Source organism: Agrobacterium sp. 16-2014-1-2a (genome assembly GCF_053522705.1).
This window is the reverse complement of the sequence record NZ_JBNWBX010000006.1, coordinates 233,711-260,452: the sequence shown is the minus strand read 5'-3', so window position 1 is coordinate 260,452 and position 26,742 is coordinate 233,711. Positions and strand designations below refer to the sequence as shown.

29 protein-coding genes and 2 pseudogenes are annotated in these 26,742 nt (G+C 57.2%); 12 read left to right on the top strand and 19 right to left on the bottom strand.

Features of this window, described 5'->3' with window-relative positions:
- Nucleotides 1-88: 88 nt before the first annotated feature.
- Nucleotides 89-751: a VOC family protein gene (locus ACQZ45_RS19025; RefSeq protein ID WP_236736263.1), complete on the top strand. Its 663-nt coding sequence runs from the start codon at nucleotides 89-91 to the stop codon at nucleotides 749-751.
- A 107-nt stretch (nucleotides 752-858) separates the two neighbouring features.
- Here ACQZ45_RS19025 and ACQZ45_RS19020 read toward each other — a convergent pair whose 3' ends face one another.
- The 4 genes from ACQZ45_RS19020 to ACQZ45_RS19005 all read right to left on the bottom strand — a co-directional run bounded on the left by ACQZ45_RS19020 (nucleotide 859) and on the right by ACQZ45_RS19005 (nucleotide 3,997).
- Nucleotides 859-1,263: a hypothetical protein gene (locus ACQZ45_RS19020; RefSeq protein WP_065689012.1), complete on the bottom strand. Its 405-nt coding sequence runs from the start codon at nucleotides 1,261-1,263 to the stop codon at nucleotides 859-861.
- A gap of 72 nt (nucleotides 1,264-1,335) precedes the next feature.
- Nucleotides 1,336-2,484, bottom strand: coding sequence for an amidohydrolase (locus ACQZ45_RS19015; RefSeq protein ID WP_065689013.1), 1,149 nt, complete (start codon nucleotides 2,482-2,484; stop codon nucleotides 1,336-1,338).
- Nucleotides 2,485-2,570: 86 nt separating this feature from the next.
- Nucleotides 2,571-3,086 carry a GrpB family protein gene (locus ACQZ45_RS19010; RefSeq protein ID WP_065689014.1) on the bottom strand — a complete coding sequence of 172 codons (516 nt, stop codon included), beginning with the start codon at nucleotides 3,084-3,086 and terminating at the stop codon, nucleotides 2,571-2,573.
- An 89-nt stretch (nucleotides 3,087-3,175) separates the two neighbouring features.
- Complete coding sequence (locus ACQZ45_RS19005; protein WP_448742440.1) at nucleotides 3,176-3,997, bottom strand: LON peptidase substrate-binding domain-containing protein; 822 nt, start codon at nucleotides 3,995-3,997, stop codon at nucleotides 3,176-3,178.
- Between the two features lie 781 nt (nucleotides 3,998-4,778).
- Between ACQZ45_RS19005 and tnpA the strand changes: the two genes are divergently transcribed.
- The 3 genes and pseudogenes from tnpA to ACQZ45_RS18990 form a co-directional block, all read left to right on the top strand.
- Nucleotides 4,779-5,120, top strand: a complete 342-nt coding sequence (gene tnpA, locus ACQZ45_RS19000) for an IS66-like element accessory protein TnpA (RefSeq protein WP_065689016.1) — start codon at nucleotides 4,779-4,781, stop codon at nucleotides 5,118-5,120.
- Entirely contained in the window at nucleotides 5,117-5,464 is a 348-nt protein-coding gene (gene tnpB / locus ACQZ45_RS18995; protein WP_012478004.1) for an IS66 family insertion sequence element accessory protein TnpB, read from the top strand. The genes tnpA and tnpB overlap by 4 nt, the downstream gene beginning before the upstream one ends.
- Before the next feature lie 11 nt (nucleotides 5,465-5,475).
- A pseudogene (locus ACQZ45_RS18990) lies at nucleotides 5,476-6,288 on the top strand (saccharopine dehydrogenase family protein); the annotation flags it as partial.
- A 91-nt stretch (nucleotides 6,289-6,379) separates the two neighbouring features.
- Here ACQZ45_RS18990 and glnQ read toward each other — a convergent pair.
- The 5 genes from glnQ to ACQZ45_RS18965 form a co-directional block, all read right to left on the bottom strand.
- On the bottom strand, nucleotides 6,380-7,108 hold the full coding sequence (glnQ, locus tag ACQZ45_RS18985; RefSeq protein ID WP_448742439.1) for a glutamine ABC transporter ATP-binding protein GlnQ: 729 nt from the start codon (nucleotides 7,106-7,108) through the stop codon (nucleotides 6,380-6,382).
- On the bottom strand, nucleotides 7,105-7,761 hold the full coding sequence (glnP, locus tag ACQZ45_RS18980) for a glutamine ABC transporter permease GlnP (protein ID WP_065689018.1): 657 nt from the start codon (nucleotides 7,759-7,761) through the stop codon (nucleotides 7,105-7,107). The genes glnQ and glnP overlap by 4 nt, the downstream gene beginning before the upstream one ends.
- Nucleotides 7,758-8,282 (bottom strand): RidA family protein, encoded by a 525-nt coding sequence (locus tag ACQZ45_RS18975; RefSeq protein ID WP_065689019.1) that lies wholly within the window; start codon nucleotides 8,280-8,282, stop codon nucleotides 7,758-7,760. The genes glnP and ACQZ45_RS18975 overlap by 4 nt, the downstream gene beginning before the upstream one ends.
- A gap of 1 nt (nucleotide 8,283) precedes the next feature.
- Nucleotides 8,284-9,162 (bottom strand): PhzF family phenazine biosynthesis protein, encoded by an 879-nt coding sequence (locus tag ACQZ45_RS18970; RefSeq protein WP_065689020.1) that lies wholly within the window; start codon nucleotides 9,160-9,162, stop codon nucleotides 8,284-8,286.
- 77 nt (nucleotides 9,163-9,239) lie between these two features.
- Entirely contained in the window at nucleotides 9,240-10,076 is an 837-nt protein-coding gene (locus ACQZ45_RS18965) for a helix-turn-helix domain-containing protein (protein ID WP_065689021.1), read from the bottom strand.
- 331 nt (nucleotides 10,077-10,407) lie between these two features.
- On the opposite strand from ACQZ45_RS18965, the gene ACQZ45_RS18960 reads away from it, so the two are divergent.
- From ACQZ45_RS18960 to ACQZ45_RS18945, 4 genes are all read left to right on the top strand, one after another.
- A complete protein-coding gene (locus tag ACQZ45_RS18960; RefSeq protein WP_448742438.1) occupies nucleotides 10,408-11,151 on the top strand; it encodes a transporter substrate-binding domain-containing protein in 744 nt (247 codons plus the stop codon).
- 168 nt (nucleotides 11,152-11,319) lie between these two features.
- Nucleotides 11,320-12,450 carry a serine hydrolase domain-containing protein gene (locus ACQZ45_RS18955; RefSeq protein WP_448742437.1) on the top strand — a complete coding sequence of 377 codons (1,131 nt, stop codon included), beginning with the start codon at nucleotides 11,320-11,322 and terminating at the stop codon, nucleotides 12,448-12,450.
- Between the two features lie 234 nt (nucleotides 12,451-12,684).
- On the top strand, nucleotides 12,685-13,317 hold the full coding sequence (locus tag ACQZ45_RS18950; protein ID WP_065689024.1) for an outer membrane protein: 633 nt from the start codon (nucleotides 12,685-12,687) through the stop codon (nucleotides 13,315-13,317).
- Nucleotides 13,318-13,555: 238 nt separating this feature from the next.
- Complete coding sequence (locus ACQZ45_RS18945) at nucleotides 13,556-13,879, top strand: hypothetical protein (RefSeq protein ID WP_448742436.1); 324 nt, start codon at nucleotides 13,556-13,558, stop codon at nucleotides 13,877-13,879.
- A 22-nt stretch (nucleotides 13,880-13,901) separates the two neighbouring features.
- On the opposite strand, the gene ACQZ45_RS18940 is transcribed toward ACQZ45_RS18945, so the two are convergent.
- From ACQZ45_RS18940 to ACQZ45_RS18920, 5 genes are all read right to left on the bottom strand, one after another.
- On the bottom strand, nucleotides 13,902-14,345 hold the full coding sequence (locus ACQZ45_RS18940; RefSeq protein ID WP_065689183.1) for an FUSC family protein: 444 nt from the start codon (nucleotides 14,343-14,345) through the stop codon (nucleotides 13,902-13,904).
- A 150-nt stretch (nucleotides 14,346-14,495) separates the two neighbouring features.
- Nucleotides 14,496-15,032, bottom strand: coding sequence for a DsbA family protein (locus ACQZ45_RS18935; protein ID WP_065689026.1), 537 nt, complete (start codon nucleotides 15,030-15,032; stop codon nucleotides 14,496-14,498).
- Nucleotides 15,032-15,535: a redoxin domain-containing protein gene (locus ACQZ45_RS18930; RefSeq protein ID WP_112495593.1), complete on the bottom strand. Its 504-nt coding sequence runs from the start codon at nucleotides 15,533-15,535 to the stop codon at nucleotides 15,032-15,034. The genes ACQZ45_RS18935 and ACQZ45_RS18930 overlap by 1 nt, the downstream gene beginning before the upstream one ends.
- A gap of 187 nt (nucleotides 15,536-15,722) precedes the next feature.
- Nucleotides 15,723-16,049 (bottom strand): hypothetical protein, encoded by a 327-nt coding sequence (locus ACQZ45_RS18925; protein ID WP_065689028.1) that lies wholly within the window; start codon nucleotides 16,047-16,049, stop codon nucleotides 15,723-15,725.
- Nucleotides 16,050-16,234: 185 nt separating this feature from the next.
- Nucleotides 16,235-16,786 (bottom strand): hypothetical protein, encoded by a 552-nt coding sequence (locus ACQZ45_RS18920; protein ID WP_448742435.1) that lies wholly within the window; start codon nucleotides 16,784-16,786, stop codon nucleotides 16,235-16,237.
- Nucleotides 16,787-17,000: 214 nt separating this feature from the next.
- Between ACQZ45_RS18920 and ACQZ45_RS18915 the strand changes: the two genes are divergently transcribed.
- Nucleotides 17,001-17,900, top strand: coding sequence for a helix-turn-helix domain-containing protein (locus tag ACQZ45_RS18915; RefSeq protein ID WP_448742482.1), 900 nt, complete (start codon nucleotides 17,001-17,003; stop codon nucleotides 17,898-17,900).
- A gap of 224 nt (nucleotides 17,901-18,124) precedes the next feature.
- Complete coding sequence (locus tag ACQZ45_RS18910; protein WP_081308654.1) at nucleotides 18,125-18,619, top strand: helix-turn-helix domain-containing protein; 495 nt, start codon at nucleotides 18,125-18,127, stop codon at nucleotides 18,617-18,619.
- Nucleotides 18,620-19,033: 414 nt separating this feature from the next.
- Here the strand turns inward: ACQZ45_RS18910 and ACQZ45_RS18905 are convergent, their stop codons facing one another.
- Both ACQZ45_RS18905 and ACQZ45_RS18900 read right to left on the bottom strand, forming a co-directional pair.
- Nucleotides 19,034-19,270 (bottom strand): hypothetical protein, encoded by a 237-nt coding sequence (locus ACQZ45_RS18905; protein ID WP_448742434.1) that lies wholly within the window; start codon nucleotides 19,268-19,270, stop codon nucleotides 19,034-19,036.
- Between the two features lie 137 nt (nucleotides 19,271-19,407).
- Nucleotides 19,408-20,928 (bottom strand): DegQ family serine endoprotease, encoded by a 1,521-nt coding sequence (locus ACQZ45_RS18900; RefSeq protein ID WP_065689033.1) that lies wholly within the window; start codon nucleotides 20,926-20,928, stop codon nucleotides 19,408-19,410.
- A gap of 764 nt (nucleotides 20,929-21,692) precedes the next feature.
- Here ACQZ45_RS18900 and ACQZ45_RS18895 point away from each other — a divergent pair.
- Together ACQZ45_RS18895 and ACQZ45_RS18890 are read left to right on the top strand one after the other, a co-directional pair.
- Nucleotides 21,693-22,127, top strand: a complete 435-nt coding sequence (locus tag ACQZ45_RS18895) for a DUF3846 domain-containing protein (RefSeq protein WP_448742433.1) — start codon at nucleotides 21,693-21,695, stop codon at nucleotides 22,125-22,127.
- 34 nt (nucleotides 22,128-22,161) lie between these two features.
- Entirely contained in the window at nucleotides 22,162-22,461 is a 300-nt protein-coding gene (locus tag ACQZ45_RS18890; RefSeq protein WP_158006711.1) for a hypothetical protein, read from the top strand.
- Between the two features lie 139 nt (nucleotides 22,462-22,600).
- On the opposite strand, the pseudogene ACQZ45_RS18885 reads toward ACQZ45_RS18890, so the two are convergent.
- The 3 genes and pseudogenes from ACQZ45_RS18885 to ACQZ45_RS18875 form a co-directional block, all read right to left on the bottom strand.
- Nucleotides 22,601-23,678 (bottom strand): annotated as a pseudogene (locus ACQZ45_RS18885) (IS630 family transposase).
- Nucleotides 23,679-23,972: 294 nt separating this feature from the next.
- A complete protein-coding gene (fumC, locus tag ACQZ45_RS18880) occupies nucleotides 23,973-25,433 on the bottom strand; it encodes a class II fumarate hydratase (protein ID WP_448742432.1) in 1,461 nt (486 codons plus the stop codon).
- Nucleotides 25,426-26,736: a threonine/serine exporter family protein gene (locus tag ACQZ45_RS18875; RefSeq protein WP_081308655.1), complete on the bottom strand. Its 1,311-nt coding sequence runs from the start codon at nucleotides 26,734-26,736 to the stop codon at nucleotides 25,426-25,428. The genes fumC and ACQZ45_RS18875 overlap by 8 nt, the downstream gene beginning before the upstream one ends.
- Nucleotides 26,737-26,742: the final 6 nt, after the last annotated feature.

Sequence of the window (26,742 nt, the reverse complement as noted above, 5' to 3'; positions counted from 1 at the left end):
CACTCATCGATATGAATAGCGTGACCACGATGGGATGGATCCAATTGGTGGTAACTCTGCTTATCACTCTTATCGTTGTCGACCTATCATGGGTATTCTTGGCATCGAAAGCTCGACACTTCCTTCGAAACAGCCGAGCGATCCGGCGCATCAATTAGATCAGCGGAGCTGCAATGGCATTGGCTGCAGCTGCGATCGCTACACGGTAGTGCATCGCAGAAGCTCTGAATTTGGCAGCTTCTTCTCCGATGCCATTGGTTCGGCAAAGTTTGCGGTATGTTGGATTGTGATTCAGATCGAGCGAGGAGCCAAGATGACCGAAGATATCAGCCTCGAATTTTCTTTATTTGTTGAACATGGGCGGGAGAGAGAGGCCGCCAACTTCTATGCCGCTGCCTTTGGTGCGCAGGAAGAGAACACCAGTGACATCGATGGCGTTTTGGCGGCTGTCGAAATGCGGTTCGGAAACCTGCCTGTTTGGGTCGCCGGCTCCAATCCAAATCGCGAAAAATCCCCTTCCTACGGCGGTCCGTTCTTTCCAAAAGAGCCGGGGGCGGTTAGCACGATGTTCCACCTCAATGTTGGCAACATCGAAGATGTGATGCAGCGTGCCCTTGCGGCCGGAGCTGTGGTCCGCGACGAAATCCAGACCGACATAATCGGTCGGCGCGTGGCCTCGATCTTCGATCCTTTCGGCCACATCTGGGCGCTCGCAGAGCGTAAGGCCGAGGGCATGTCACTCGCGGCGTAATTCTGTCGCAAATGTCTGTCGCGAAACTTTGATTTTTGCGAACGAGTTTTACGACAGAATTTCCCTTGAGTTTTCAGCGCCACCGATTTTGTCGCGAATGTTAGGAATTACGCGACAGCGCGGCGACGATCGGCAATAGCTCGCTCGATACCGGGCGCGGCATGATTTCCAAACCACTGAATCAGTTTTTGAATGTCATCCCCCGCCGGGGATGTATCGCCTGCGCTGATCAGTTCCGCGCTTGCCTGTGCCATGGCAACGAGAACGCAGGCCGCCTCTGGCACGTAGGGAAGGTCTGCCGCTTGGTCGTGGCGCTCGCGGATGATCTGATAGCGAAGGTTCTCCGGTAGTGTCCAAGCACTGACAAGAAAATCGTGAACGCTGACCTGCTGCCCTCCAACCGCGATGGTCGCGTCTCGGTCGTTTTCAGAATAGCCGGCCGCCTCGATCCGTTCACAGGCATCGATCGCCGCACCCATCATTTCCCGGATCAGATTCCAGTCGGTTTTCATGTGGCTCTCCTTCTTTGCAAAACTCCCGAGTTTTGCTCGATATGTTATTCCGACTTTTGCAGCGCTTCAAAATCAGGAGTTCTGCAACGGCATGGATGCTTCGATCAATCTCGTCCAGTAGGCGACCCCATAGGGGATCGCTGCATCGTTGAAGTCATAGGCAGGGTCATGCAGCCCCGCCGTGCTGCCGTTGCCAAGCAGCGCAATATTTCCTGGCCGTTGTTCGAGCATGAATGCGAAGTCTTCCGAGCCCATGAGCTGCGAGTGGTCGGGATCGACGGAATCCTCTCCCATAACGGTACGGGCAACCTTCACAACCAACGCTGTTTCGGCTGGATGATTGACCACTGCGGGATACAGGTTTCTGAATGTCAATGTTGCAGTCGCCCCGTAGGACGCAGCGATACCCTCCGAAATGTCGATAATACGTCGATGCATGGTGTCTCGAACCTCCGGTTCGAACCAGCGGGCTAGGCCACGCAGCTCGCTCGATCCGACAAACGTTCCTCCGGGCTTTCCGCCTTGAAACGATCCGAAGGAGATCACGCCGCTTTTGAGCGGGTGGACGTTGCGCGCAATAACGGTTTGCAGGGCAATGAGGATGTTGGCGGCGGGAAGCAGCGCGTCAACGCCAGCCTGAGGACTAGCAGAATGGGCGCTCTTGCCATCGACCGCTATCTTGAAGCTCGCCACGGCAGCCCCAAACGGGCCGGTGCGGGTGGCAAAACGACCAACGTCCAGGCCCGGTTCGTTGTGAAGGGCGAATACCCTCTCGATCCCCCAGCGTGTCATCAAGCCGTCGTCGCACATCGCCTTCGCGCCGGCCTGTCCTTCCTCCGCTGGCTGGAAGATCAGAACGGCGGTGCCATCGAAGTTGCGTGTTTCTGCCAGCGCCTTTGCAGCACCCAGCAGCATCGCCGTGTGTCCGTCGTGCCCGCAAGCATGCATTCGGCCCGCCGTCGTAGAAGCGTAGGAAAGTCCTGTCGTTTCGTGAATAGGCAGCGCATCCATGTCGGCGCGTAGACCGACCACCCTGCCGGAAGAATGATTCCGGCCGTGGAGAACGCCAACAACGCCGCTCCTCCCAACCCCCTCGGTAACCTGATCGCAGCCAAAGGTGCGTAGCTTGTCGGCTACGAAGGATGCGGTGCGAGGGAGCTCGTAACCAAGCTCCGGGTTGGCATGCAGATCACGGCGCCAGGATATGATTTCGTCGTGCATGGATGCAGTCCCGTTTTATATCGACTGTCATTAAACGGCATGCTCCCGCCAAATGCAAAAATCTGCAACACCTCCGATGCAAAGGTTTAGGAATCTCGCGGCAAAGGCTCCGGTCCCATCAAGGCATCGATGAAGGGAGCTTTTTGTGCAAGATATTCGCCAATACCGTCTCGATTGTCGGCCTCAAGTCGAAGTTTCAAATCCTCGTATTGCTGTCGGATAACGGGATCATTCCGCAAAGGGTCGCGAAAACGGAGCATTCGCTCTATCTGCCAATGCCCCTTGATACAGACGTGCACCTTATGTGTTCGCACACCATCGGCATCGCGACGGTAAAAATGGTGGCCTTCTGACAGGTCCTTTCCCCGGGCATAGCCCAAAGCTCGCATGGAATCGTCACAAGCAGTCTCATTTCGATGCTCTGAGACTTCAACCAGGAGATCGATTTCAGGTTTTGCGGCCAGGCCAGGGACGGCCGTACTCCCTACGTGATGAATCCCGTCAAGCTCGACACCGAAGCTTGGTGCAATCCGGTCCTTCTCAGCGGAAAATAGAGCACGCCACCGACTGTCATAGGGGGCGATTTCGCTGGTGAGCGCCACCTTGTGTCCTCCCAAATCCTAAAGTGGCCCGTTGCTGTGGCAGCGGGATAGAGCACCCAGCGCAACGGCTGGATGCTCCCTTTCATTATTTATGCGACAGCTTTAGGGCGACCAGCGCTCATCAACTCGATTAGTCTTTTGAGTCGAGTCACCACGTCACTGGTTTCCAGGAGTTGCTGCTTGTGCTTGATACTGGTCGATAGCAACGGGGCGACTGTGTCAGCCAACAGGCTCGGATCGCCGATCGAAGGCAGGCCGAAACGGGCTTTGGATCCTGGCGGAAGCGCGGAAAAATCGACATCGGCGTAGGTCTGATAGGCATCGAGAACCGCATTCGAAAGAGCGGTGGCCTCCTTCGACTGGCCGCCCTGTTCTTCAATCGGCGTAACCTCCGCCGCCAGGAACTCGCCATCGGTAAGGCGGACGATGCCTGTTCGCTGAAGACCACAGACGGTGACCTTGAGAGCTCCGTCCGCCTGAGTCTGACGATCGACCACGTTTGCTATTACGCCCACCGGATGGAGGGCCTCAAGAGTGTTGGGACGATCGTCGGCACCATGCCTCTGGGCGAGAACGACAACACGCCGATCACCGGCAAGAGCGTGTTCCACGGCTTGCCGAGTTTTGTCGCGCGCCACGAAAATCCGCGAGATCATGTGCGGAAACAGGACCATGTCCCGCATAGGAACGATGGGAATGTTTACCCCGACTGGAAAAGGCGTGCTAGCCCGGGCCGAGGTTGTCGACGACTGGGTCGCTTGGATCCTTGCGGCCAATACGTTCCAGTCTCGATAGCCAAGAATTCGAGCAATTAGCTCCTGGCTCTCACTGTTGGTGAAGGTGACAGATTTAGCGTGAAGCGCTTCACGTAGCGTTTTCGCCATAGCTTTGGCATCGCGGAAATCGCGCATGAGATGATCCTTTGCATAAACGAACGGAGAGTGTCAGGGGCTTGCGTTGCTGACCCGTTCGTTCGGGCAAAGGGAGCCATAAGTGGCTCGATACATTCACCATACCCCGACGGGGCGCAAGCAGCAGGCTGTATCTACCGAGCACCAATTGTGCGCAGAAGCCTTTTACTTGTCAATCTCAAGCTGGACGAGACTCCATCTTGGAAGGAAGCCGCCGCTCCCTATCGCAAAATTCCCGATTTCTTTTTCAGTTTTGCGTCTGACATTTGCGACAACGCAAAATGCGGAATTTCGCGACAAGTTTCTGCAACCAAGCTAAGCCCGACTTTGACCCCCTCACTGCCGCGTTTCAGTCTCTTTGCCACGTAATGTGAGAGGATGGTTCAACGGACGGTTCTTCCGTTACGGCTCGACAGTCGGGAAGCCGACTTTGCCGGGAAGCCGCGTGGTCTCACGAGTGTCACCGCATTTCTCGCATTTAAGGTAGCTCCCAGGTTCCATTTTCAGCAACATCTAACACTCTGTCGGCTGGCTTTCCGTCAGCCTGACATCGCCCAACCGTTGCGTCGATGAGCGGCCCCATAGCAGCGCATCACCAGCCGATCGCGCGGAAACGGCGTGAAACTCCCGAGCAAAACAGAGACATACAGAGGTACTCTCCGTGAACAACATCTCCACACTACCTCTTTCGTATCCCTCCGGCGTGGACCGCCTTGCGAGTTTTTGGCGATACCGTGATTTTGCGCTCTTGAGAGTGGACTTAAGAGCGCAATGAGGAACTATGGCACAGGCCATTTTGCTGACGGGTCACGAACGGCGTCGTCGTTGGTCACCGGACCAACGGCTGGAAATTCTGGAGGCAGCATTTGCTCCGGGGGCAAATGTCTCGGAGGTAGCGCGTCGTTTTGATGTTTCGACGGGGCTGCTGTACACGTGGCGGCGCCAAGCGCTGACTGTGAAAGATGGGCCTGCTTTTTTGCCGGCAACAGTCCTGGATGTTCCTGGCGGCGGCGGTGGTGGTGCGGCAACCATCGTTGTGGACTTTGCGAACGGTATCAAGGTGAGGATTGGGTCCGGAGCGCCTTGTGATCTTGCCGCAGCAGTAATGCGAGCGCTGAAATGATCCCGATCAGTTCGAGCGTGCGGGTTTGGATTGCGAGCGGCCATTGCGATATGCGCAAGGGGATGCAGGGCCTTGCTCTGATCGTGCAGGAAGGTCTTGGTCGTGATCCGTTCAAGGGTGACGTTTTTGTCTTCCGCGGGAAAAGCGGCCGGCTGATCAAGGCTCTTTGGCATGACGGAATTGGGCTTTCGCTATACGCAAAGCGGCTCGAGCGTGGCCGTTTTATTTGGCCGGTGACTGAGGGCGGAGCGATTGCGCTGACGGCTGGCCAGATGTCCTATTTGCTTGAGGGAATTGACTGGCGAAACCCGCAGCAGACATGGCGTCCGACGAGCGCTGGATAGCGATTTTTGGCGAGGACGTTGCTACGACAAAAATGGTCGAAGAGTTGGCAGAAGGTGCCGATGTCGCGTTTATTCCGCAATGCGGCTTGGCGCCAGGGTTCATCTCGATCGTCGCCAATGACCTGGCCAAGCGATTCGAAAGTTTCGACAGCGTGCGCATGCGCGTTGGAGCGCTTCCGCAATATCCATCGAACGCGCTGAACTACAATCTGACCTGGAGCACAGACGGTCTCATCAATGAATATATCGAACCCTGCGAAGCGATCGTCGAAGGCAGGCTCGTCACCGTACCCGCGATGGAAGAGCGAGAGGAATTCTAGCTTGATGGCGTCACATACGAGGCGTTCAATACGTCTGGAGGCCTCGGCACCCTGACAAAAACGCTGGACGGCTGGATCCGTACGATGAACTATCGAACGATCCGTTATCCGGGGCATCAGGCGATCATAAAGGCTTTGCTCAACGACCTGAATCTCAGAAATCGTCGCGATGTCCTGAAGGACCTCTTTGAGAATGCCCTGCCAGCAACCATGCAGGATGTAATCGTCGTTTTCGTGACCGTCTGCGGCTGGAAAGACGGCCGTTATATGCAGGAGACCTATGCTAACAAGGTTTACGCAGGTGTTGTCGCCGGCAGGATGATGAGCGCGATCCAGATTACAACAGCCGCCGGGATTACGGCCGTTCTGGATCTGCTTATGAATGGTCACCTGCCGCAAAAGGGTTTCGTACGTCAGGAAGAGACGATCCTTACGGATTTCATGAGCAATCGCTTCGGCCAAGTTTATGCGCCGGCGGAAGCTCGTCTCAAGAACGCTGGCTGACACCAGTCCCGACAGATTACAGCGGCTGCGCATCTGCGGCCGCTGTTATTTTGCTGATCAAGCGTTGTGAGCGATTTCAGGCATGGGCACTTCAATGCACATGCCTCAGAAAATCTCGGAAGCGATCGCTTGGTGGCACCGTCAGCATCTCGCCCGGATTTCCGTCATGGACGACATGCCCGTTTTCCATGAATAGAAGCCGAGAACCGACGCGTTTTGCAAATCCCATCTCGTGGGTGACGACAACCATCGTCATTCCCTCAACGGCAAGGGTTTGCATGACTTTCAGAACTTCTTCGCGCAATTCCGGGTCGAGCGCTGAGGTCGGCTCGTCGAACAACATCATTTTAGGTTCGACTGCCAAGGATCGTGCGATTGCAACACGCTGCTGTTGCCCGCCCGAGAGCTGTGACGGATAATGGTTCATCCGTTCGGCCAGTCCGACCTTTTCCATGAGAGTTGCCGCAATATCCTTTGCTTCCGCTTTCGTGCGGCCGCGTGCCCGAATAGGGCCGAACATGACATTTTCCAATGCTGTCATATGTGGAAACAGATTGAATTGCTGAAACACCATGCCAGCCTCAAGACGGATACGTCTGATCTCGCTTTGCGAGCCGCGCACGCTGAGACCATCGACGGTCAGGTCGCCGCCGCTGATCGTCTCCAGCACATTGATACAGCGAAGCATGGTGGATTTGCCTGATCCGGAGGGCCCAACGACAACGGCGACCTGGCCGCGGTCGATGGATAGATTGATCTCCGGCAAGACGAGATGCGCTCCGTAGCTTTTGGACACGCCCTTGAATTCGATCATGTTCATGGCAGACGTGCTCCGCGCTCGATAGATTTGAGGGTGAAGGCGAGAAGGCTGATCACGATGAGGTAGATCAGCGCCACTGCGGTCCAGATCTCAACCGCACGAAAATTTTGGGCCATGATCTCCTGGCCGCGCCGGGTCAGTTCCCCGACCCCGATGACGAGGAAAATCGACGTGTCCTTGACCACGCTGACGAACTGGTTTCCCATCGCCGGCAGTGCGCGGCGAAAGGCAAGGGGTGCGATCACATAGGCTAGAACAGTCCGGAAGCGAAGTCCCATCGACAATCCGGCTTCCTTCAGGCCGTTGGGGACGCTTTCCAGCGCACCCCGAACGATCTCGGCATTATAGGCGCCGGAATTGATGATCAGGGTTATGATCGCGGCGCTGACCCCACTGATGCGGATGCCCAGCATGATCGGTAGAGCGAAATAAATGAACATGACCTGCACGACGATCGGCGTACCCCTGATCAAGGCAACGTAGATCTGCGCCGGTATATTTGCCACCCAACTGCCATAGGTGAGAGCGCAACCGGTCAGCGTGCCAAGCACGACACCGCCCGCCAGGCCGCCCAGAGCGATGAGGATCGTTAGCTTCAACCCGTCCAAAAGATCCGGAAGGGCATCGATGATTGCACTCCAGTCGAAGGTCATGGGTGATCTCCTGTCGAAAAGGCGGACGCGGGCTCGGCGTTATCGGTGGTTGCTGATGGTTTAGGGGCGACGGCAACGACGAGCTCGATTTCCAGAAGTCCAGCACTCGGCAGGCTGGCCACACCGATTGCCGAGCGCGCGTGGTGGCCGCGCTCCCCGAATATTGCAAGGAGAAGATCGGATGCGTGATCGAGCACCGCTGAATGGGCGGTGAATTCGCTCGTCGAATGAACATAGCCACGAAGAAACAGGATGCGCTCCACCACGTAGCTGTCTTCGAGCGTCGTGAGTACGCTCAGTGCACGCAATACGCATGCCTGTGCTGCGAGCTTGATCTTTTCGGGCGACGTCGTCTGATCAACTGGCCCGGTAATCACGTCATCTGCGAGACGACTGACCTGGCCGGCCACATAGGCGATGTCGTTATGGATGGTAACGGCCGAATATTTGCCACGCGGGGCGGGACTGTCGGGTAGCCTCAATCCGATATGGTTGAGCTGGGGCTGGATTGCGCTCCTCATATCAGTCACCTCGCCGCACTGCGCCGCCGATCCAGCAGCCGCGCAGATCGCCCCCGTCAATGTCAAAACGGATCGAAATTGCCGAGGGACGGTTCATGGCCCGCCCCTGATGCACGGTGATCTGCCGGCCAGACCGATCGACGAGGCCGTTTTCCAGCAGCCCGAAAGACAGTGCGGAAGCGGCAATTCCTGTGGCGGCATCTTCGGGGTAACCCGATGACTGCGGAAATTGCCGGGCATCAAAGATCTGTTGCCCACGATCAAGCACTGCATAAGGGTAGAGACCCGTAGATCCGATCCGTGTGCAAACCGCCTCCATCCTCGAAAAGTCTGTCTGAAGGTTGTTGAGGATGGCTTCGCTTCTCAAGGGAACCAGGGTCTTGACGCGGCTTGTGGAAGCATTCTGGATGGGGAATTCGGCAAGATCCGCGGCGGTGATCCCCAGGACGCTGATGATGTCATCCCTCAGGGTGTCATCTGAGATCACTTCGATCTGCCCCTTCGGTTGCGTTATCTCAACCGCTGCTCCCTCAGCTGTGCGGCCAGCGATACGTGCGCTGACCTTCCCGCTCTTGGTCAAGATCGTCAGCTCGTCTGACGGGAGCCGGCCAAGGTTGTCGAGTAGCCAGACGCAGCCAATCGTGGCATGGCCGCACATCGACATTTCGTGATTGGGAACCCAGAAACGGAACTCGAAATCGCACGCGCTGTCATCCGGGGCGGGAAGAACGAAGCCACTCTCATGGCCAAAGGCCTTGGCGACGGCCTGCATGTCGGCATCCGTCATGCCCTGCGCATCATACCCTATCGGTGCCGGGTTACCGCCGGCGGCGCCAGAGGCGAAGACGCTTACAACTTCAACTTTATCAAAATGCTGCATTGCTTATCCGATACTCACTTCGTCCGTGAGCCTTCAGAATAAGCAGAGGGATGTTTTGAAGCGCGCCCCAACGGGCCTTACGTCTTGATCAAATGGGCCAAGCTTTGCCGAACATCGGACGGGGTTTGTCCACTTTGCCGGCGCATGGCGCGGGCAAGTGCCGCGCCACTTTCGAAGCCGACACGATATGCGATCTCGCCAACCGGAAGATTGGTCTCTGTCAAAAGCTCTTGTGCTCGAGTCAATTTTGTCTGGAGCTGGAACTGGCCGATAGATAACCCGGTCCTCTCCCGGAAAAGTCGCGTTATATGGCGTCGCGAAATGCTGAAATGTTCGCCAAGCATGTCGAGGGGGACGTCCCGGTCGGCATGTTCTTTCAAGTAGGACTTGATGTCTTCGACAAGCGCCAAGCCGTGATCCTGATGTGAGGCATTGGGCAGAATGTTACCCGTGACGACATCCGAGATGCATTGCAACACCAACGCTGAGGCGAAGGCATCCCGAATTGCGGCAGTTCCATAGGAGCCGTTGTCCTTGCGGATAACGAGCTCTTGTAGAGCGCGCAGCGTTGGAGACCGTTCGACGAGAGCCGTGGTCTGCGTGCGCCGTCGAAACTCGCTGAGCGAGCCGACTTCCATATCAAGCTTGCGAAGGTTTTCGCCGGTTACATAAATCGCCACATGGTTTTGTCCGCCAAGCCCACCACGTGTCTCATGAGCGCAATCGGCCGGCACGACCGCGAATCGTTCCTGTGAGAGCCAGGCACCGTCCCGCCGGTCCTGATGCTTGAGCTCGACAGTGCCACGGCTTGGCAGAATGAACATAAGGCAATCGTGCCAATGCCAGGGCATGGCGTAATTGCCACCCACGGAAAGCGTCGCCGATTCCGGAGTGGCGGAAATCAAATTGTCCACGTCTTTCGGGTGGGAGACTTGCTCAAAGGATCGCAACATTGCGTCAGTAAACGCCCGAAACGGACGAAAATCAATAGTCGGCAAACGACTGATTGTTGCGCAGGCATCGACCGGATAGCCCGCATTTTGCGGGAGTTTCCGGTTCAGGCTTCTCCTAAATGGCTGCTGCCTCCGCTCTCGGTGGAATGGCCCGTTCGGTCAACATATTCGGCCCGATGGGACGCGACCTATCGAGCAATGCCTGCCTAAACTGAACATCGCCAGCAGGATAAACGACGGTCGGCTAGTGAACAATCCGAACGCGCCTCTGGCCCAACCTCAGAGGGATACAATGGATCGTCGTTCGCTTCTTAAATTTGGCCTTGCTGCCATCCCAGTCATTTCGTTCGCTGGCCTGTCGAGGGCAGAGGATGCGGAACTTGTCGTTGGCTCGAATGTCGGCGCGCCTCCATTCGCATTCAAGCAGGGCGATGGCTATACAGGTTTCGATATCGAGATCTGGGCGGAAATCGCCAAGGGCCTCAATCGCAAATGGCGTGTGCAGCCGATGGAATTCGGTGCCCTCATTCCGGCTCTCCAGACCAATAATATCGACGCAATCGTCTCGCAGCTATTCATCAAGCCGGCTCGTCAAAAGGTGATCGACTTCTCCGATCCTTATTACGATAGCGGCCTTGTTGCAGTGACACGCATCGATGACAATTCCATCCAGACGCCGAGCGACTTGAATGGCAAGACAATCGGGACTGAGACCGGGACGATTGCAGTCGACTATATTCAGAACGACCTGAAGGGAGCCACGCTTGAGCAGCTGCCGAGTATCAACAATGCGCTCCTGGCTCTGCAGGCCGGACGCACAGATGCCGTCATCTATGACACGCCCGCTCTGCTGTATTATGCGAGAAATGCGGGCGAGGATAAGGTAAAGGTCATCAAGCCAACACTCGTCGGTCAGAATGTCGGCGTTGGTTTCCAGAAGGGTAGCCCGCTGGTGGCGCCGGCGAATGTGCAACTGGCTGCGATGAGAGCCGATGGCCGTTATAAGGCAATTTGCGACAAGTGGTTCGGCGAATAAATCAGTTTCGCGCTTGAGATCAAGCCGGGAGCATGTAAAACCACGCTCCCGGTGATTTATGAGTGTGTCCTCCTCGGCACGACGATGGCCGGTATGCCACAAAACCTCCGGAACATAATGTCTCAGTCCTTTGAAAAAAATTACGGCTTTGCCCGAGATGACGTCGGATTGCATAATTGGCGCGAGCGTCCTTTCAACACATGGGGTTTCCGCAACATTCCGGAACTGATCCCGACCGCAGAAATTCCCGTGGTCGGTGGTGTGGTGGAGGAGCCAAAAGTCGATGAAGCCTGGCTGACCTCTCATGAGATCATGGTTGGAGATCGAGTGATGCACATTTCCGATGTGCTGGCGCAGACTTTTACCGACGCGCTCGTGGTGATGAAGCGCGGCAAGATAGTCGCCGAGTTTCACGCGCCTGACTTTACCAATCGGTCACGCCACATCCTGTTTTCCGCAAGCAAATCGGTAACCGGCATTCTGGCAGGCATTCTGGTTGCAGACGGATTGCTGGATCCGGACGAGCTGATTTCGGCTTACGTTCCAGATCTGAAGACGTCTGCCTTCGGCGACGCGAGGGTCCGCCACGCGCTGGATATGCGCACGAGCCTCGTTTTCACCGAGAACTATGGTGACCCGAAGGGTGATTTTGCACGCTATCGCCGAGCTGGCCTGCTTGATCCGGCGCTTGATGGCGAACCGGCCGAGACGGTCATCTCCTTCCTTGCGTCCCTGAAAAAGGCGCCATTCGAGCATGGGGGGCCATTCCTCTATTGCTCGCCCAATTCCGACGTCGTCGGCCTGGTGGTCGAGCGAGCCGCTGGCGAGCGGTTCCCGGACCTGATGGCGAAAAGGCTCTGGCAGCCACTCGGCGCAAGATCCCATGCGCGCATCACCGTCGACCGCGAAGGGACAGCCCGCGCAGGAGGCGGTCTGTTCATGACCGCGCGGGATTTCGCCCGCTTCGGGGACCTGATCCGCTGCGATGGATTGGTTAACGGCAAGCAGATCGTACCGTCCGAATGGATTCGGGATACGGTAACAGGTGGAGATCGTCAGGCCTGGATCGACGGGAACTTCGCGAGTTGGCTGCCGGCTGGTTCCTATCGTAATCAATGGTACCAGAGCGGTAACGCGGACGGCGCTTTCTTCGCGCTCGGCATTCACGGGCAGTGGCTGTTGATCAATCCCCGGACGGAAGTCGTCATCGCCAAATTTTCGTCTCAGCCGAACCCTGCGATGGACGAGATGAAGCAGATGAACATCGCCTTGTTCGAAGCCGTTAATGAGCTCGCTTGAACGGGCAAGAATTGCCGACGGTTACGGTGAAACGGAGCGTGAAAACAGGTTCTTCGCTTTTGTAGTTCTTCTGCGTTGCCCGCTAGAACGCGTGCAGCACTTCGTGCGACAATCGGAATCTTCAAGCGTTGATAGCGCTGATTGTTGTTTCTTTATCGCGTGACATTCTGGCCAGTGACCTTTCAGCAGTCGCTTCTCAATGACACCTTACAACGCGATCTGGAGATCCCACTTATGAAGCGACTTCTCGTTATGGCAGCCTCGTTGGCTGCACTTTCCACGTCAACGTCGGCATATGCCGCAGATGCTGTTGATCAGATTCCAACGGCACCGGTTGCCAACGATGCACCGGCAGTGTTCTCTTGGGACGGTGCCTATATCGGTGGCCATACCGGCTACGGTTGGGGTACCGGGAAGGCAACCGGTCTTGGATCCGACAGCTTTGACGGCTGGCGTCTTGGCGGGTTTGCTGGTTACAACTGGCAGCTTTCCAACGGCTTCGTTGCCGGCGTTGAAGGCGATCTCAATTATGACTGGGCCGACAAGAACTATGGCGATGGCTTCAAGCTCGAGAGCGGCCTCTCCGGTTCGGTCCGCGCCCGCGCCGGTTACGCGATCGACAACACGCTGATCTACGCTGCAGGGGGCTGGACCGCTACCAACGTCAAACTCAAGACCCCAGCAGGTAACGACGACGATACGCTGAACGGCTGGACCATCGGCGGCGGTGTTGATCACGCCTTCACCGACAAGATCTTCGGTCGTCTCGAATATCGTTACAATGCCTTCGGCAGAGACGAAATGCTCGGCAGAAATATCGACTATAAGCAGAATATCGTCCAGGTCGGCGTCGGCTTGAAATTTTAATCGAGGGCTACAAGCCTCAAGCGGAAGCCGCCTGTACCTTGGTGCCGGCGGCCTTTCTGTATTGGGCGGAACTATGCTGGACGGTATTCTAAAGGTCGGCTCTGCGATCGTTCAATCCCTGAAGCGTGGGCAATAGATGCACCTCATCCGATCTTGCGCGGGAAGAGTGTTGCCGGAATGATCAGGTAAAGATTCGGAGCGGCCAGCTTTGCCTTCCAATAAAGTCAATGGGGATTGAATGCGCGACATCGACGACTTGATCTCCGGGCTCATTCGCGCTGCGAATGATCCTGCCCGCATGGCGCCCGAGGATCATTCCGGTCTGCTCTACCAAGCGATCCTGGCGATCACGGATTTGCGTCGCCAAGCCGGTTTTCCCCCAACCGGAACGTCTCGCGATGGCATCATCCAGCTGCGGGCTGTCGCGGGACAACAGGAAGATATTGATCCATCCGAGCGTGCTGCGGCCCAGCTGGAAGCGGCCGACATGATCACGACACTTCGCGTCGTGATCAAAAGCGGCGTCTCGACCAGAATTTTCGAACACGGGGCCGCGGACTGAATTGCGTTCGGCTTGAGCGTCCTCACGCCAGAATTTTCAGGATGCGCGCGGAGCTCCAGTGAAAAAGGGCGCCAATGGCAGCTCCAAGCAGGACCTCAAGGCCTCTCCAGAGCCCCGAATGCCATAGGTCTGTGCCGGTAGACTGGCTGAGATAGACCAGTGGCGCTGTCCACATGGCGACCCGCATACTTGGATATCTTCGTGCAAAGGCTGCGCAGAGACCAACACTCAGCCCTATTTCCAAGGCGGTTGAGTTCGATGAGATGGTGGGAATGCTTCCTACCAGTACGGCGATGGCAATCCCAGCGCAGGTTCCCAATACACGAGCTGCCGCCGCCCTTACAGTCGCACGCTCGTTGTCTTGCACGACAATCAGGGACGACATGGCTGCCCATACTGGATGTTGCAGACCCAGTGAAACGGCCAGAAAATAAGATACAACGGCCCCGCCCGAGCACCTGAGCATGAAGGCGGCGTCGTTCAGGATCGATATTCGTCTGCGTTTGTCCACCGGATCACTCGATCGACTTGATACCGCCTTGCCAGCTGCCCGCACCTACCCTCTCGGGTAAGGGGCGCTCGTGCCGGAGTTTAGGGGCCGCGATAGGATGTAAGTTCAAAGAACCGCATGGTTCAGGATCGCCAACCTGACTGCCTCGGCAATGCTCTCCGCATCGCGGTCGCCGTCGTACCGTCTACCGTTGATAAAGAGCGATGGGGTCCCGTTTACGCCGCCGCGCACACCACCGGTAAAATCGCTATCGATCTTGGCATCGAAACGGCCAGCCAACGCCTCTCCAAGGAGGGGCAAAGGCAAGCCAATCCTCGGTGCGTATCGGTAGAGATTTTCTTCACCCAACGCTTCCTGGTTCTCGTAAAGCAGATCATGTGCCGGCCAGAACTGCCCGATCGACGCTGCCGCTTCAGCAAATTGTGCCGCAGGCAAAGCGTTGGGGTGTATCTCAGTCAAAGGAAAGTTTCGGAAGACAAACCGCATCCGATCGCCCATGGCTCGAGCCACCTGCTTCAAGACCGGATAGGCCTCGCCGCAATAGGGGCACTGGTAATCACCGTATTCGATGAGCGTTGCAGGCGCGGTTGGCCGACCTTCAACGTGATCCTGACCGCTGACCGCTTGAAATAACTTGCTCATTAGGTATCTCCTTCGGGTTCGACCCTTGGATTAAGATTTTCGAGCGCGTCGAGAATACCATCGGCGCCGGGATTGATTCCGATGGGCGACACGTAGCTCCAACGCACGATGCCGTTCGCATCGATGACAAAAAGCGCTCGCTCAGTCGTTCCTTCCTTTTCCCGGTAGACGCCGAAACTGCGGGCGACCGCACCTTTGGGCTCGAAATCGGACAGAAGCGGAAAATGAAGTTTGCGCTCTGCCGCAAAAGCCTCGTGGCACCAGACACCATCGACCGAGATGCCGAGCAAGCGGGCGCCGGTCTTTGCAAATGTGGGGAGGATCTGATTGTAAAATATCATCTGATCGCCACAGACCGGGCTCCAGTCGGCGGGATAGAAGGCCAAGATGACAGGCGTACCTTTGAGCTCAGCCAAAGAAAGTGTCTGATCGGTGGTCGAGAAAAGCCTGAAGTCGGGCGCTACGCTTCCCGCTGGCAGCGGGGATGCTAAATTATCTGACATGGTTGTTTTTCCTCGATCCAACTCGTGTTGGTTGAAACCTTCTGGGACCCAAGCACGAGATGAGATTGCTCACGAGATCGCGCTCCGACCGACGAGGAGATTTTCAATCCCGGAGACGCTGTCCGCAACTATACGTACGTGTGGCCATATGGGTCTTTAGTTCAGATCGACGCGTCACCGAGCCCGCTCAGCTGATCCGCCGCGCACACACCATTGCAATGGCTGTCGTGGCGAACACGACGCAAAGGATTGCGAAAAGGTTATGCTCGGTTGTCATGTCAAAGCTCTCGTTACGCGAGAGGATAAATCCCGCAACGGTCATGATGAAGCAGACCAAGCCGGTATAGGCGACGCCGATCGGTGAAAAGGCCGCAATCGAAAGCATGATGAGCGGAACATACAGTCCGCTTGTGTAGGGCGCAAACGGTCCCAGGATATCCAGAAGGAAAATCGCGGATGCCGAAAGAGGAATGATAAAGAGCAGCACGCTTGGCGCCCGTTCGTTGATGATCACGACAATACGTCCTTCTGACTGGCCGGCCGGCCTCGCACGTTCACGCGAGCGCACGCTCTTGTCGGCTGATGATGACAGGAGAAAGATATGATCACTCTGTCGCCATCGGAATCGCATCAACGTCTAATATGATGGCACGTTCGTATAGGCACCGCCGCAACTTGCGAGGCCTGTCCCGGTTCGGTCTAGTTCAGGCAACGCATCCTTCCGTATCGATGGGCGAGATGGGCGGTGAAGGCTAGGCCGATATGCTGAAGAGCTTGGCTTTGGATGCCGTCCGAAGCGTGAAGCAGCGGAAGGATTGCCGCCCCGAGGGCGGCGATCGTCTGGTCGTAAATACCTCTGCAAATGGCAAGGTCATCAACGCGCGGCTCCCCGGCCTTCTCGGCAAGCTCTGTCAGATGCTGATGCGGGAAGTGAAACACGATAGCATCGAATTTCCCTCGGATTGAGATTGCGGCTCCTCGCTCCAGACTGACGAGACATATCGAGCCTTGCGGATAACGCGTCGCGGGGGCGGTTGACTGATCAGGGAGCAAATCGCGATGCTCGACATCGATGAGGTAAAGGACGAGGAGAAACGCCTCATCAGGAGGCAAGATCACAGGATTGGTGCTGTCATCATAAATGTGCTGAAGATGCGCGATCGCCAGTTTGGCTCCCCGCAGGGGCCTCGTTACAAGGAAGCGAGTGTTGTTTGCGCGAAAACAATCAGCAATTTCTCTACCAGCAACCAATGGTTTTCTCGCCTCCGTCTGCGGCGCATGATCAGATTTTGGGCTAATGTGTCCAGCTTGAATTTGTATATTGTCGCGGTGTTCTTTCTGCCCGCATGGCATGCCTATGGCATGATCGAGGAAAATCGGTCAAAATGTCGCCTTCAGCTATCAACCTCTGCCAGTCCGTCTAGCGCCGGCGTCTCTAATAAGAAAGTTGAGCACCTTGAACCATGTGTTGACCATCGGACCTAACCTGCAGGTCGAAAGGGCAACGGACAGTTTTGGTTGCCCTTTTGACAAGCTTTATAAGAACCAGACCGTTGAAGGTGCAGATATCCGCTTCTTTCGTAAAGGGACGCGGGAAACGAGTTTGGAGCAGGTTACGACCCCCGCCAGCGATCGAGGATTTGCGATCGGTATTTCCATGATGAGGGGACACACGCGGCGCATATTCCACGAGCATCATGCGACTACCTACGCGTTTGCCGAGGATTCAATCTATATCCGTAATCTCGCTGATCCGTACAAAGCGGATCTGGCTGGACCGTTTGATTTCCTGCTTCTGGAGATTTCTCCCGCATCGCTGGATCGGATCGCCCAAGAAAGTGATCTGGCCGGGGTCGCCTCGCTGGACGTCACGACCGCATTAAGCGACCCGGTTCTCGCCAATCTTGTGAAAACGCTGATCCCCGCGTTGGAGCAGCCTAACCGGGCAAGCCAACTTTTCGTTGATCAGCTTGCATCCGCGATCGGCACTCATATTGTCCAGCAATATGGAGGAAAGGCGCTTGCATCGAAGAGTACCAGGAAGTTGTCCCGCTCCCACGAAGCTCTGGCAAAGAATATTCTTTTGAACAGTCTGAGGGGCGATGTCTCGATCCTCGAAGTCGCACAGGCTTGCAACCTATCTCGCGGATATTTTATTCATGCGTTCCGTGAAACGACCGGGATGACACCTTATCGATGGCTGCAGAACGAGCGGATCTCGCGTGCATGTGAGCTTCTGCGAACCTCCGAGCTATCGCTTTCAGAAGTTGGAACGGCCTGCGGTTTTGCTGACCAGAGCCATTTCACCCGCGCATTCGCGAGTGCCGTTGGCACTTCGCCAGGCTCTTGGCGGCGCAACGCCTGAGACCTGAGCCGCACGTGAGCTAAGACTGGCTTCCGGGTTCCCTTACTATTCGATACCGGGCGATCGACCTGCAACAACGCAAGTCATCGGCGCAACCATACTTGGGTATGGGCGCCCCAGACTGAGAGCTATCGCACCTGTATTTCAGTTGAGTTTCGACGCGTCTGCGTGACCGGCACAATTGCAGCCAGCAAGTGTTTCACCAGCCGTATCGGAGACCAACCATGCATTTCCAAAACGCTTTTGACGAGCGCGCCTCCAATCTGGGGAGCGTTCGGGGTAATAAAGCCGAGCGTAGGTTCCCGGATGCAGGGCAGGTTGGGTCAGCTCCGCTTTTTGATCCCGCTTCAACGACCGTTCCGGGAGGATTGGCGGCCTGGCAGATCAAACGGGTTACTGCGCATATCGAGGCGAACCTTTCCGAGAAACTCTGCCTCGATGACCTTGCGGCGCTTTCCAAATTGAGCACGAGCTACTTCGCTGCAGCGTTCAGGCGCAATTTTGGGACTTCACCCTATGCCTATATCACCGTGCGTCGTGTGGAATTGGCCAAGCAGCAGATGGCGGAGGGCAAGCTGCCGCTGTGCGAAATCGCTCTCGAGTGCGGTCTGGCCGACCAGGCACATCTATCGCGTGTTTTCCGGCGCGTCACCGGTACGACACCGACTCTGTACCGACACTGGTTGAAGCGCCAGGCCGTCAATCGCGCAGCAGCATAAAGCTGCTTCTCCGACCTTGTTGTCGCCCTGTTAGCTCTTCAGGTGCGGATGACCGGCCAATCGATCGCTTCGGGCGCCTGCTCGATTATGACACGTATCTCTAGTAGGACCTGCCGTTGCCTGCGCATCTCGGAAAACACAGTCAGGTGACGCTCATCAAGAACGCTCTTGCGAAGTTCGGCAAGCTTTTTTCCGTCGCGCCTGCCTGCTTCTTGACCACATAGTCGCGCAGTCTTGCCCGGAAGACCGCGTATAGGCGGTCCTGCGCGCAACCCTCACAATCTCAGCGATTGCGGAACGGACAGGCCGCCCATGTCTGTTGCAAAACGTCTCGCTGCATTGGATTAGAGGCGAGCCCGCAAGTCTCATGGACGGGTGCGTTTGGCGCTGATCGGCGTCAGCGAATGCTCGCCTCTAATCCAATCGCCGCTTGATCGATTGAAGCAGATGATCGAACTCCGAATTCGACATGTTGGCCAGCATCAGATTGTCGGCGACCTCAATCACGGCCGCAAGAACTTCCTGCTCGCCCCAGCCGGAAGCGATAGCAGAGCCGACCAATGTTTGCAGCCCTGCCTCAATGGCATGCTGACACTCCAGGTAGCGGCTCGCTTTGTCGTCCGGACCTGAGGGGGGGGAATGGAAATACATCGCTCATCGTCGTGACTTAGGTCTTAGTGGGATTGGCAGAAAGTTATGCCCGCAAAGCGGCAGAACCGTTTTCAACGGCGAGAACAACTCCTGCCTCGACATGATATCAAGGCAGGAGCGAGCCGATTAGCTTTGCGTTAGCCGATTGAGAACGGGACGGTGACGAAGCGTTCGTTGCCGCCGCGCTGGATGAGCAAGAGGACCGCCTTGCGGCCGGCCTTACCCGCTTCGGCAACCGCAGTCTTGGCTTCTTCAGCAGACTTTACTGCTTGCTGGTTTACCGCAACGATAATGTCGCCCGGCTGAAGCCCAGCGTCAGCTGCTGGCCTATCGGGTGCGACGCTATCGACGACAGCTCCTTTCTCCTTTTCGGGCAGGTTGAGCGCCTGACGGACGTCGTCGGTGATATCCGAAAGACCGATACCAATGGTCGGGACCTTATGGGCGGCGGGGCCGCCCTTGCCAGTCTCGGCCGATGCCTGCTGATCCTGACCGTTCTCGCCGATCGTCAGGCGGAGATTCTTCAACTCACCTTGGCGCCAAACGGTCACATCTTCACGGTCGCCGGGCGAAAGATCCGCAACCATGCGCGAAAGATCGCGTGGCGACGTTAGAGCTTTTCCACCAAGCGCTGTAATAACGTCACCGGTCTTGATACCCGCCTTGGCAGCCGGTGTGTCGTCGTTGACGGCAGCCACCAATGCGCCCTCCGGCTTTTCGAGGCCGATCGCGTTTGCCACATCGGCGGTAACCGGCTGGATCTGCACGCCGATAAAGCCGTGCTCGATCGAACCGCTCTTGATCAGCTTGGCAACGATGGCCTGTGCCTGATCGGAGGGGATGGCGAAACCGACCCCGACACTACCGCCATTGGGCGAATAGATTGCGGTGTTGATGCCGACAACCTTGCCGTCATTGTCTACAAGAGGACCACCGGAATTACCGTGATTGATCGGTGCGTCGATCTGGATGAAGTCGTCATACGGGCCGGAGTGCAGGTCGCGACCACGGGCGGACACGATGCCGGCTGTCACCGTCGTACCGATCCCGAACGGGTTGCCGATCGCCAGGATCTGATCGCCGAGCTTGAGATTATCGGAATCACCCCACGACACGGTTGCGAGCGTCTTCGTTGCTCGGACCTTGAGCACGGCCAGGTCGGACTTCGGGTCAGCACCAATCAGCTTAGCTGGCAATTCCGTTCCGTCATCAAGTGTAACCTTGATATCTATTGCCTTGTCGATGACGTGGTTGTTGGTGACTATGTAGCCATCCGGGCTGATGATGAACCCTGATCCCAGAGCCTGAGCTCGTTGGGACTGAGGCTGCTGCGGCACCTGGCGCGGCGTGGGGACGCCTTGCTGACCAAAGAACTGTCTGAACTGATCGTTGAATGGCGAATCTTCGCCGAACGGAGATCCACCGGTTGCGGCGACGGGCTCTGCCTTCATGGTCGTTGTGATCGTGACGACTGCGGGTTTATCGGCGGCGACGATCGAGGCGAACGATCCGGCTGGTGCAACAATGCCGGCGACTGCCGGGCTGGTCGCGGCGAAGGCGGAATTTGTACCGAGGATGATTGGGGTTGCCAGCGGGACGGCGATGATTGCTGCGCCGACCAGTGCAAGGATCCGGTTTCTACGAATTATATTTGACATGGGTTTTCACTTTCTGGCTGGATTAAGACAAACGAGGGGCTTCGCCGCGTCAAATGCCGCGGTCGGAAAGGTTGAGAATTTTTCGTATCAGGCAGGCCGAATTAATCCGGCGAGCGGTGGCCTAGTTGCAGGCTCGAGTACGGTACATGTCACCCCATGCATCTTGGCGCCATACAACGTGGCAAGACGCATAGTAGGAGCCGATCGGGGCTCGGCTATAGGCATATGGTGCCGGTCCGTAAGGGGCGGGGGCGTAGACAGGAGCCGCATATACCGGGGCACGAGCTGCGCCGGCAAGGAACGAGCCACCGATGACCCCTCCGGCGAGGCCAGCAACAAGGCCACGGCCAAAATTGTTATGTGCTTCAGCCTGGGAGGCGGTGGCGAGAGCCGTTCCAGCAATCGTCAAGGCGACCAGACCCGTAGTGACGAACTGACGTGGTGCAGTCAACATGGTCATGATCCTTCGCAATCGGTCACGGCATTTCGCCGGACCATGGAGATGACCCTAGCCCGTGGCTGATTACAACTGGCTATCCGGGCGGTTAAACGTTGGTAATTTTTGGACAATCCGATTGTCGCCACAGCTGATCGAACATTTTTGGCGGCCGGTATTGGATCAGAACCCTTGATCCGTCTCATTTGGATGTTGCCCTTTCGGTCAAAAACGCAATATGTTGTGCGTAGGAACGTTAGGGGAACATGATGGCGTGTTGCGGGGGTGCTTAGACTGGCGACTGGCTTGCATTGTTGGTACAAGGGTAATGATGTCCGGGAAATTCACCGCCTACCTGATAGAACCGACTTTCGGAACAATTCGCTATGTCAGCATCGATCGCGGTCTTGGAAAACAATCGATCAAGTCTCTGATCGGCTGCACTATGATGGATGCCGTTCACCTCGGAAAGCGCCATCTGGCTTATTGCGATGACAATGGGTTTGGCGACGGCCTTCGGTCCGTGTGCGAGCTCGTCGGGTACCCCAGACCATTTGCCGGCAACCTTCTGGTTGCGGGACTCGATGGTGAGGGAGAACTGACCGCGCCACATCAAACAATCTCAGCCATCGCAGATCTCTTCGCGATCGTTCGGCCAGTCTTCGATCCTCTTCTCCGCGAAGACAACGCACCAGATCTTTCCGGCACTACTCGCCTTAATGTTCGCATCGAGCGCCGGACTCCCGTCATTATGACCTCATGAGCGATATGAGGATATCCGGTTTAAGGAGCGACGCGTGGGCCGCAGACATAAAATCAAGGTAAGGCATGGCGGGAAAATCGACACGGACGCAATCGTTGGCTTCGACCCACCCCTGCGTACCTTTTTCCTTCACGCATTCATCGGGAGCGCTCGAGAAGTCTGGCTCGGGACGATGCTCGAGGAATTCACCAGCCTTCAAGCCATCATTCAAGAAGCGCGACGCCAAGGTTGCGAAATCGCACCAATCGGACAAAAACTGATCGTGGAGATGGTCGAGCTTGCTGCACAGCATCTCACGCCAAGTCTTGCCGAAAAGCTTGGGATCGTCCGATAGGCAATCCGCTTGTATTAGCAGCATTCATACTTGGCCGCAGAACTTATAGCCGGGGGCTGCGCGGCTTGTTGATGGATCAAAAGAGAGAAATACCGATTTTAAGGATTGTTTCGAACCCGTCGACGCGATCACGCAGAAGCTAGTGGATGGAATCTAACGCTTGGTGCCCGCGTTTAACGGCGGCGATGATTTTGTCGGGATCGGCGGTCCAGGTGAAGGGCTTTGGCTTGTTGTTGTGCTCAACGAGGAAACGGTTGATGGCGGCCTGAAGATCGACGACGGAATGGAAAATGCCGCGTTTCAGACGCCGCTTCGACAGCCTGGCGAAGAAACCTTCCACCGCGTTGAGCCATGAGCATGAGGTCGGAGTGAAGTGGAAGGTGAAACGCTCATGACGGTCGAGCCAGGCTCTCACCTTGGGATGCTTGTGGGCAGCATAGTTGTCGAGAATGACGTGGACAGGCTTGTCGTCGGGCACCTGGGCGTTGATGGCGTTGAGGAAGCGAATGAACTCCTGATGACGATGACGCTGCATGTTGCGGCCGATGACGGTGCCGTCGAGCACGTTGAGGGCGGCAAACAACGTGGTTGTACCGTGCCGCTTGTAGTCGTGGGTCATTGTGCCGAGCCGGCCCTTCTTCATCGGCAGGCCCGGCTGGGTGCGGTCGAGCGCCTGGATTTGGCTTTCTCATCGACCGACAACACGATGGCGTGGGCTGGCGGATCAACATAGAGGCCGACGACGTCTCGCAGCTTGTCGACGAATTTCGGGTCGTTGGACAATTTGAACTGCCGCCACCGGTGAGGTGCGTGGCCATGGGCTTTCCAGATACGCCTGACTGCGCTGGCGCTGATGCCGGCGGCCGTCGCCATCATGTCGGCCGTCCAGTGCGTCGTCTCGCCCGGCGGATCAGCCAGCGTCACGGCCACCACACGCTCGCCGACTTCGGGTCCGAGCCGCACAATGCGCGACGGCCGCGTCTTGTCGCGCAAGAGACCCTCGACGCCTTCTGTGGCGAAGCGCTTTGCCAGCGCCATACGCAGGTCTTCGATTTGCCGGTCTGGCGCATGATCTCGACAGTCCCGACGCCATCGGCACTCAGAAGGATGATCTCGGCCCGCCAGACGTGCTTTTGGGGCGAATTGCGATCCCTGGTCAAGGCCATCAGGCGTTGGTAATCGGTTGGCGAAACGGTGAACGATATTCCTGTGCGCATGCGCCAGACTCGCATGCCAACCCAGCAAAAGGAATCCCATACCGGACTCTTATGTCAGGCGGTAACCACTAGAGCTTTGAATAAACAGGCATGCGGGGCCGCAAACTCCTGGCGGATCTTATCGACATCGAGAGAACGACGGAGCTATGGATTCGCAAGAAGTAGGCTCAAGAGGATGCTCCGAAGCTGCTACGACGCACGGGCGGCGTAGAGGCTCGCGCGCTGCTTTGCCGGGGCGATGGCCACCGTCTGCTCGAAACAGACAAACGATGACCATTGGTGTCAGACGGGGATTCAGGCGCCAGCCAGGCCGTCGCCGATCATGTTACCAGGGACGATGACCTTCTCGTACTGTTCTTCGGTGACGAAGCCCGAGGCAAGCGCTGCCGCTTTCAAGGTCGAACCGGTAGCGACAGCGTCTTCAGCGATGTGCGCGGCATGCTGGTAGCCGATGACAGGCGACAGCGCGGTTACGAGCATCAGATTGTTGTCGAGATAGGCCTGGATCCGATCCCTATCGATCTCCGTGCCTTCCACCGAGTATGTCCTGAACTTCTCGCAGCCATCAGCCAGGATGGCTGCCGAGTGCAGGAAGTTGTTGATGATGATCGGGCGCATTGCGTTGAGCTCGAAATTGCCTTGGCTTCCGGCAAAGGCCGTGGCCGTGTCATCGCCGATGACCTGGATCGAGATCATCACCATCGCTTCACACTGGGTCGGATTGACCTTGCCGGGCATGATCGACGAGCCGGGTTCATTGGCGGGCAGCTTCAGCTCGCCGAAGCCGCATCGCGGTCCGGAGGCAAGCCAGCGCATGTCGTTGGCGATTTTCATCAGGGCAACGGCTGCACCTCGCAGCGTTGCCGATGCCCGCACCATCGGGTCGAGTGACCCCTGGGCCATGAACTTGTTCGGTGCCGTGACGAACGGTTTACCGGTCAGCTCGGCGATCTTCTTCGCGACATTGACCGAGAATCCGGCCGGCGCATTAAGGCCGGTCCCGACTGCCGTGCCGCCGAGTGCCAGTTCCAGCAGGCCCTCACGGGTGTGCTTGATTTCCGCGATCACCGCCCTGATCTGAGCGGCCCAGCCCGACCATTCCTGGCCGACGGAAAGCGGTGTGGCATCCTCGAGATGGGTGCGACCCACCTTCACGACGTCCATCCAGCCCTGAGCCTTCTTTTCGATCGTGGCGGCAAGCTTTTCAAGCTCCGGAACCAGCCTGTCATCGATGACCGTCAACGCGGCGATATGCATCGCGGTGGGGAAGCTGTCATTCGACGACTGACCCATGTTGACGTCGTCATTGGGACCGATGGGACGCTGGGTGCCAAGCGTGCCGCCGAGCAGCTGAATCGCCCGGTTCGACAGGACTTCGTTGACGTTCATGTTCGACTGCGTGCCGGAGCCCGTCTGCCAGACGAAAAGTGGGAAATGGTCGTCAAGCCTGCCGTCTATGGCTTCGTCGGCCGCCTTGACGATGGCATCCATTTTCCAACCAGGAAGATGCCCCGAATTTCCGTTGACGAGTGCTGCCGCTTTCTTGACCACGCCATAGGCGCGGTACACGGCCTTCGGCATGCGGTCGCCGCCGATCGAGAAATGTTGCAACGATCTTTGCGTTTGCGCGCCCCAATAGCGGTCGGCTGGCACGCTTACCTCACCCATGCTGTCGAACTCCGTGCGTTCACCATGAACCTCAAGGCCGATCGGGACGTCCTTCATGATCGGGTGGTTGCTGGCTGTGTCATTCATGGTCTTTGTCCTTTCGTGCGGATGTAAGTGTGAGCGTCGTTGGATAGCCCGAGAGAGGCAGTGCCAGCCCGATGCCGATGGCGATCGTGGTCACGGTAGTGGTGATAGCGAGAGCCATAGTATTGGCGACTAGCTCGTGTGGTGCGGCAGCACCCTGGGACATGATCTGCAGCCCGCCGATTCCGGCTCGAAATCCGAACGAACCGGGGATCATCGCGACAACGCCGGGGAAAGCGAACACGACCGCCGGGACGCGATGGATGGATGCCGCAAGCCGCGCGATCACTGCCGCGGCAAGAGCGCCGATCAGTGACGCGATGGGCAGGTTCAGTCCCACGCCTTCAAGGCTAGTTCGTAAGCCATGGCTGGCCATCCCCGCCAGAACGCAGAAGATGAACGCACGTGGCGGGACGTTGAACAAAATCGCAAAGCCGGATGCCGCAAGACCAGAGAAGAGCAGGTCTTCCCATACAGGCAGTATGCCTGGACCGGCATCGACCGGCAGTTGGGCGCCGGTTAAGAACCCAACGGTGAAAAGAGCAAATCCGATCGCCAGGACCAGCGCGATGCCGGTGGTCAGGCGCGCTATGCCGTTGCCCGCGTGCCCCGTGCCGACCTCCCGGATGCCGTTGATCAGCGGAACGCCGGGCACGAGAATCATCCCTGCGGCCGTGAGCGCAAGTATCGGCGACTCTTCCGGGAGAAGCCGCAAGGCAAGAACGGCGACGATACCGCTCAGGATGGCGACCAGGAAGGTGACGGCGAAGGGGTTGGGCAGGACCGCTGGAAGCCGGTGACGCAGAATAATACTGACAAGTCCCGCCACAAACGATGCGATCGCGACCGCCAATGTCGAGCCAAACAGCATGGCCAGTGACCCGGTCGTGACCGCAACACCGAGCACGACGACATATTCCGGATAGCCTCCACTATCGGTCTCGGCGGCATTGATGCGCCGCTCGATCATCGCAGGTTGGTCAACGCCAAATCGCATCTCATCGACAATCTGCTGGATCTGGAGCAGTTTACCCATGTCGACACCGGTCGCTGTGACCTCATGCCCGACCTTGGTGCTGAACTGCTCCTCGGAGCCAACCGTGACAAGTATTCCCTCCGACGTGACGAGGACATGGGCGGTATGGCCGAGATATCCCGCGACCTCCGTCACGTTGTGAGCGACGTGCTGAGCATCGGCTCCGTTGACATAGAGCAGCCGGCCTATACGAGCAGCAAGATGGGCAGCCCTTGCCGCCGGGACGGGGACCCGGCGGCGTGGAGCCCTAAAGTCCTGGGCCATATTCATCGCGTA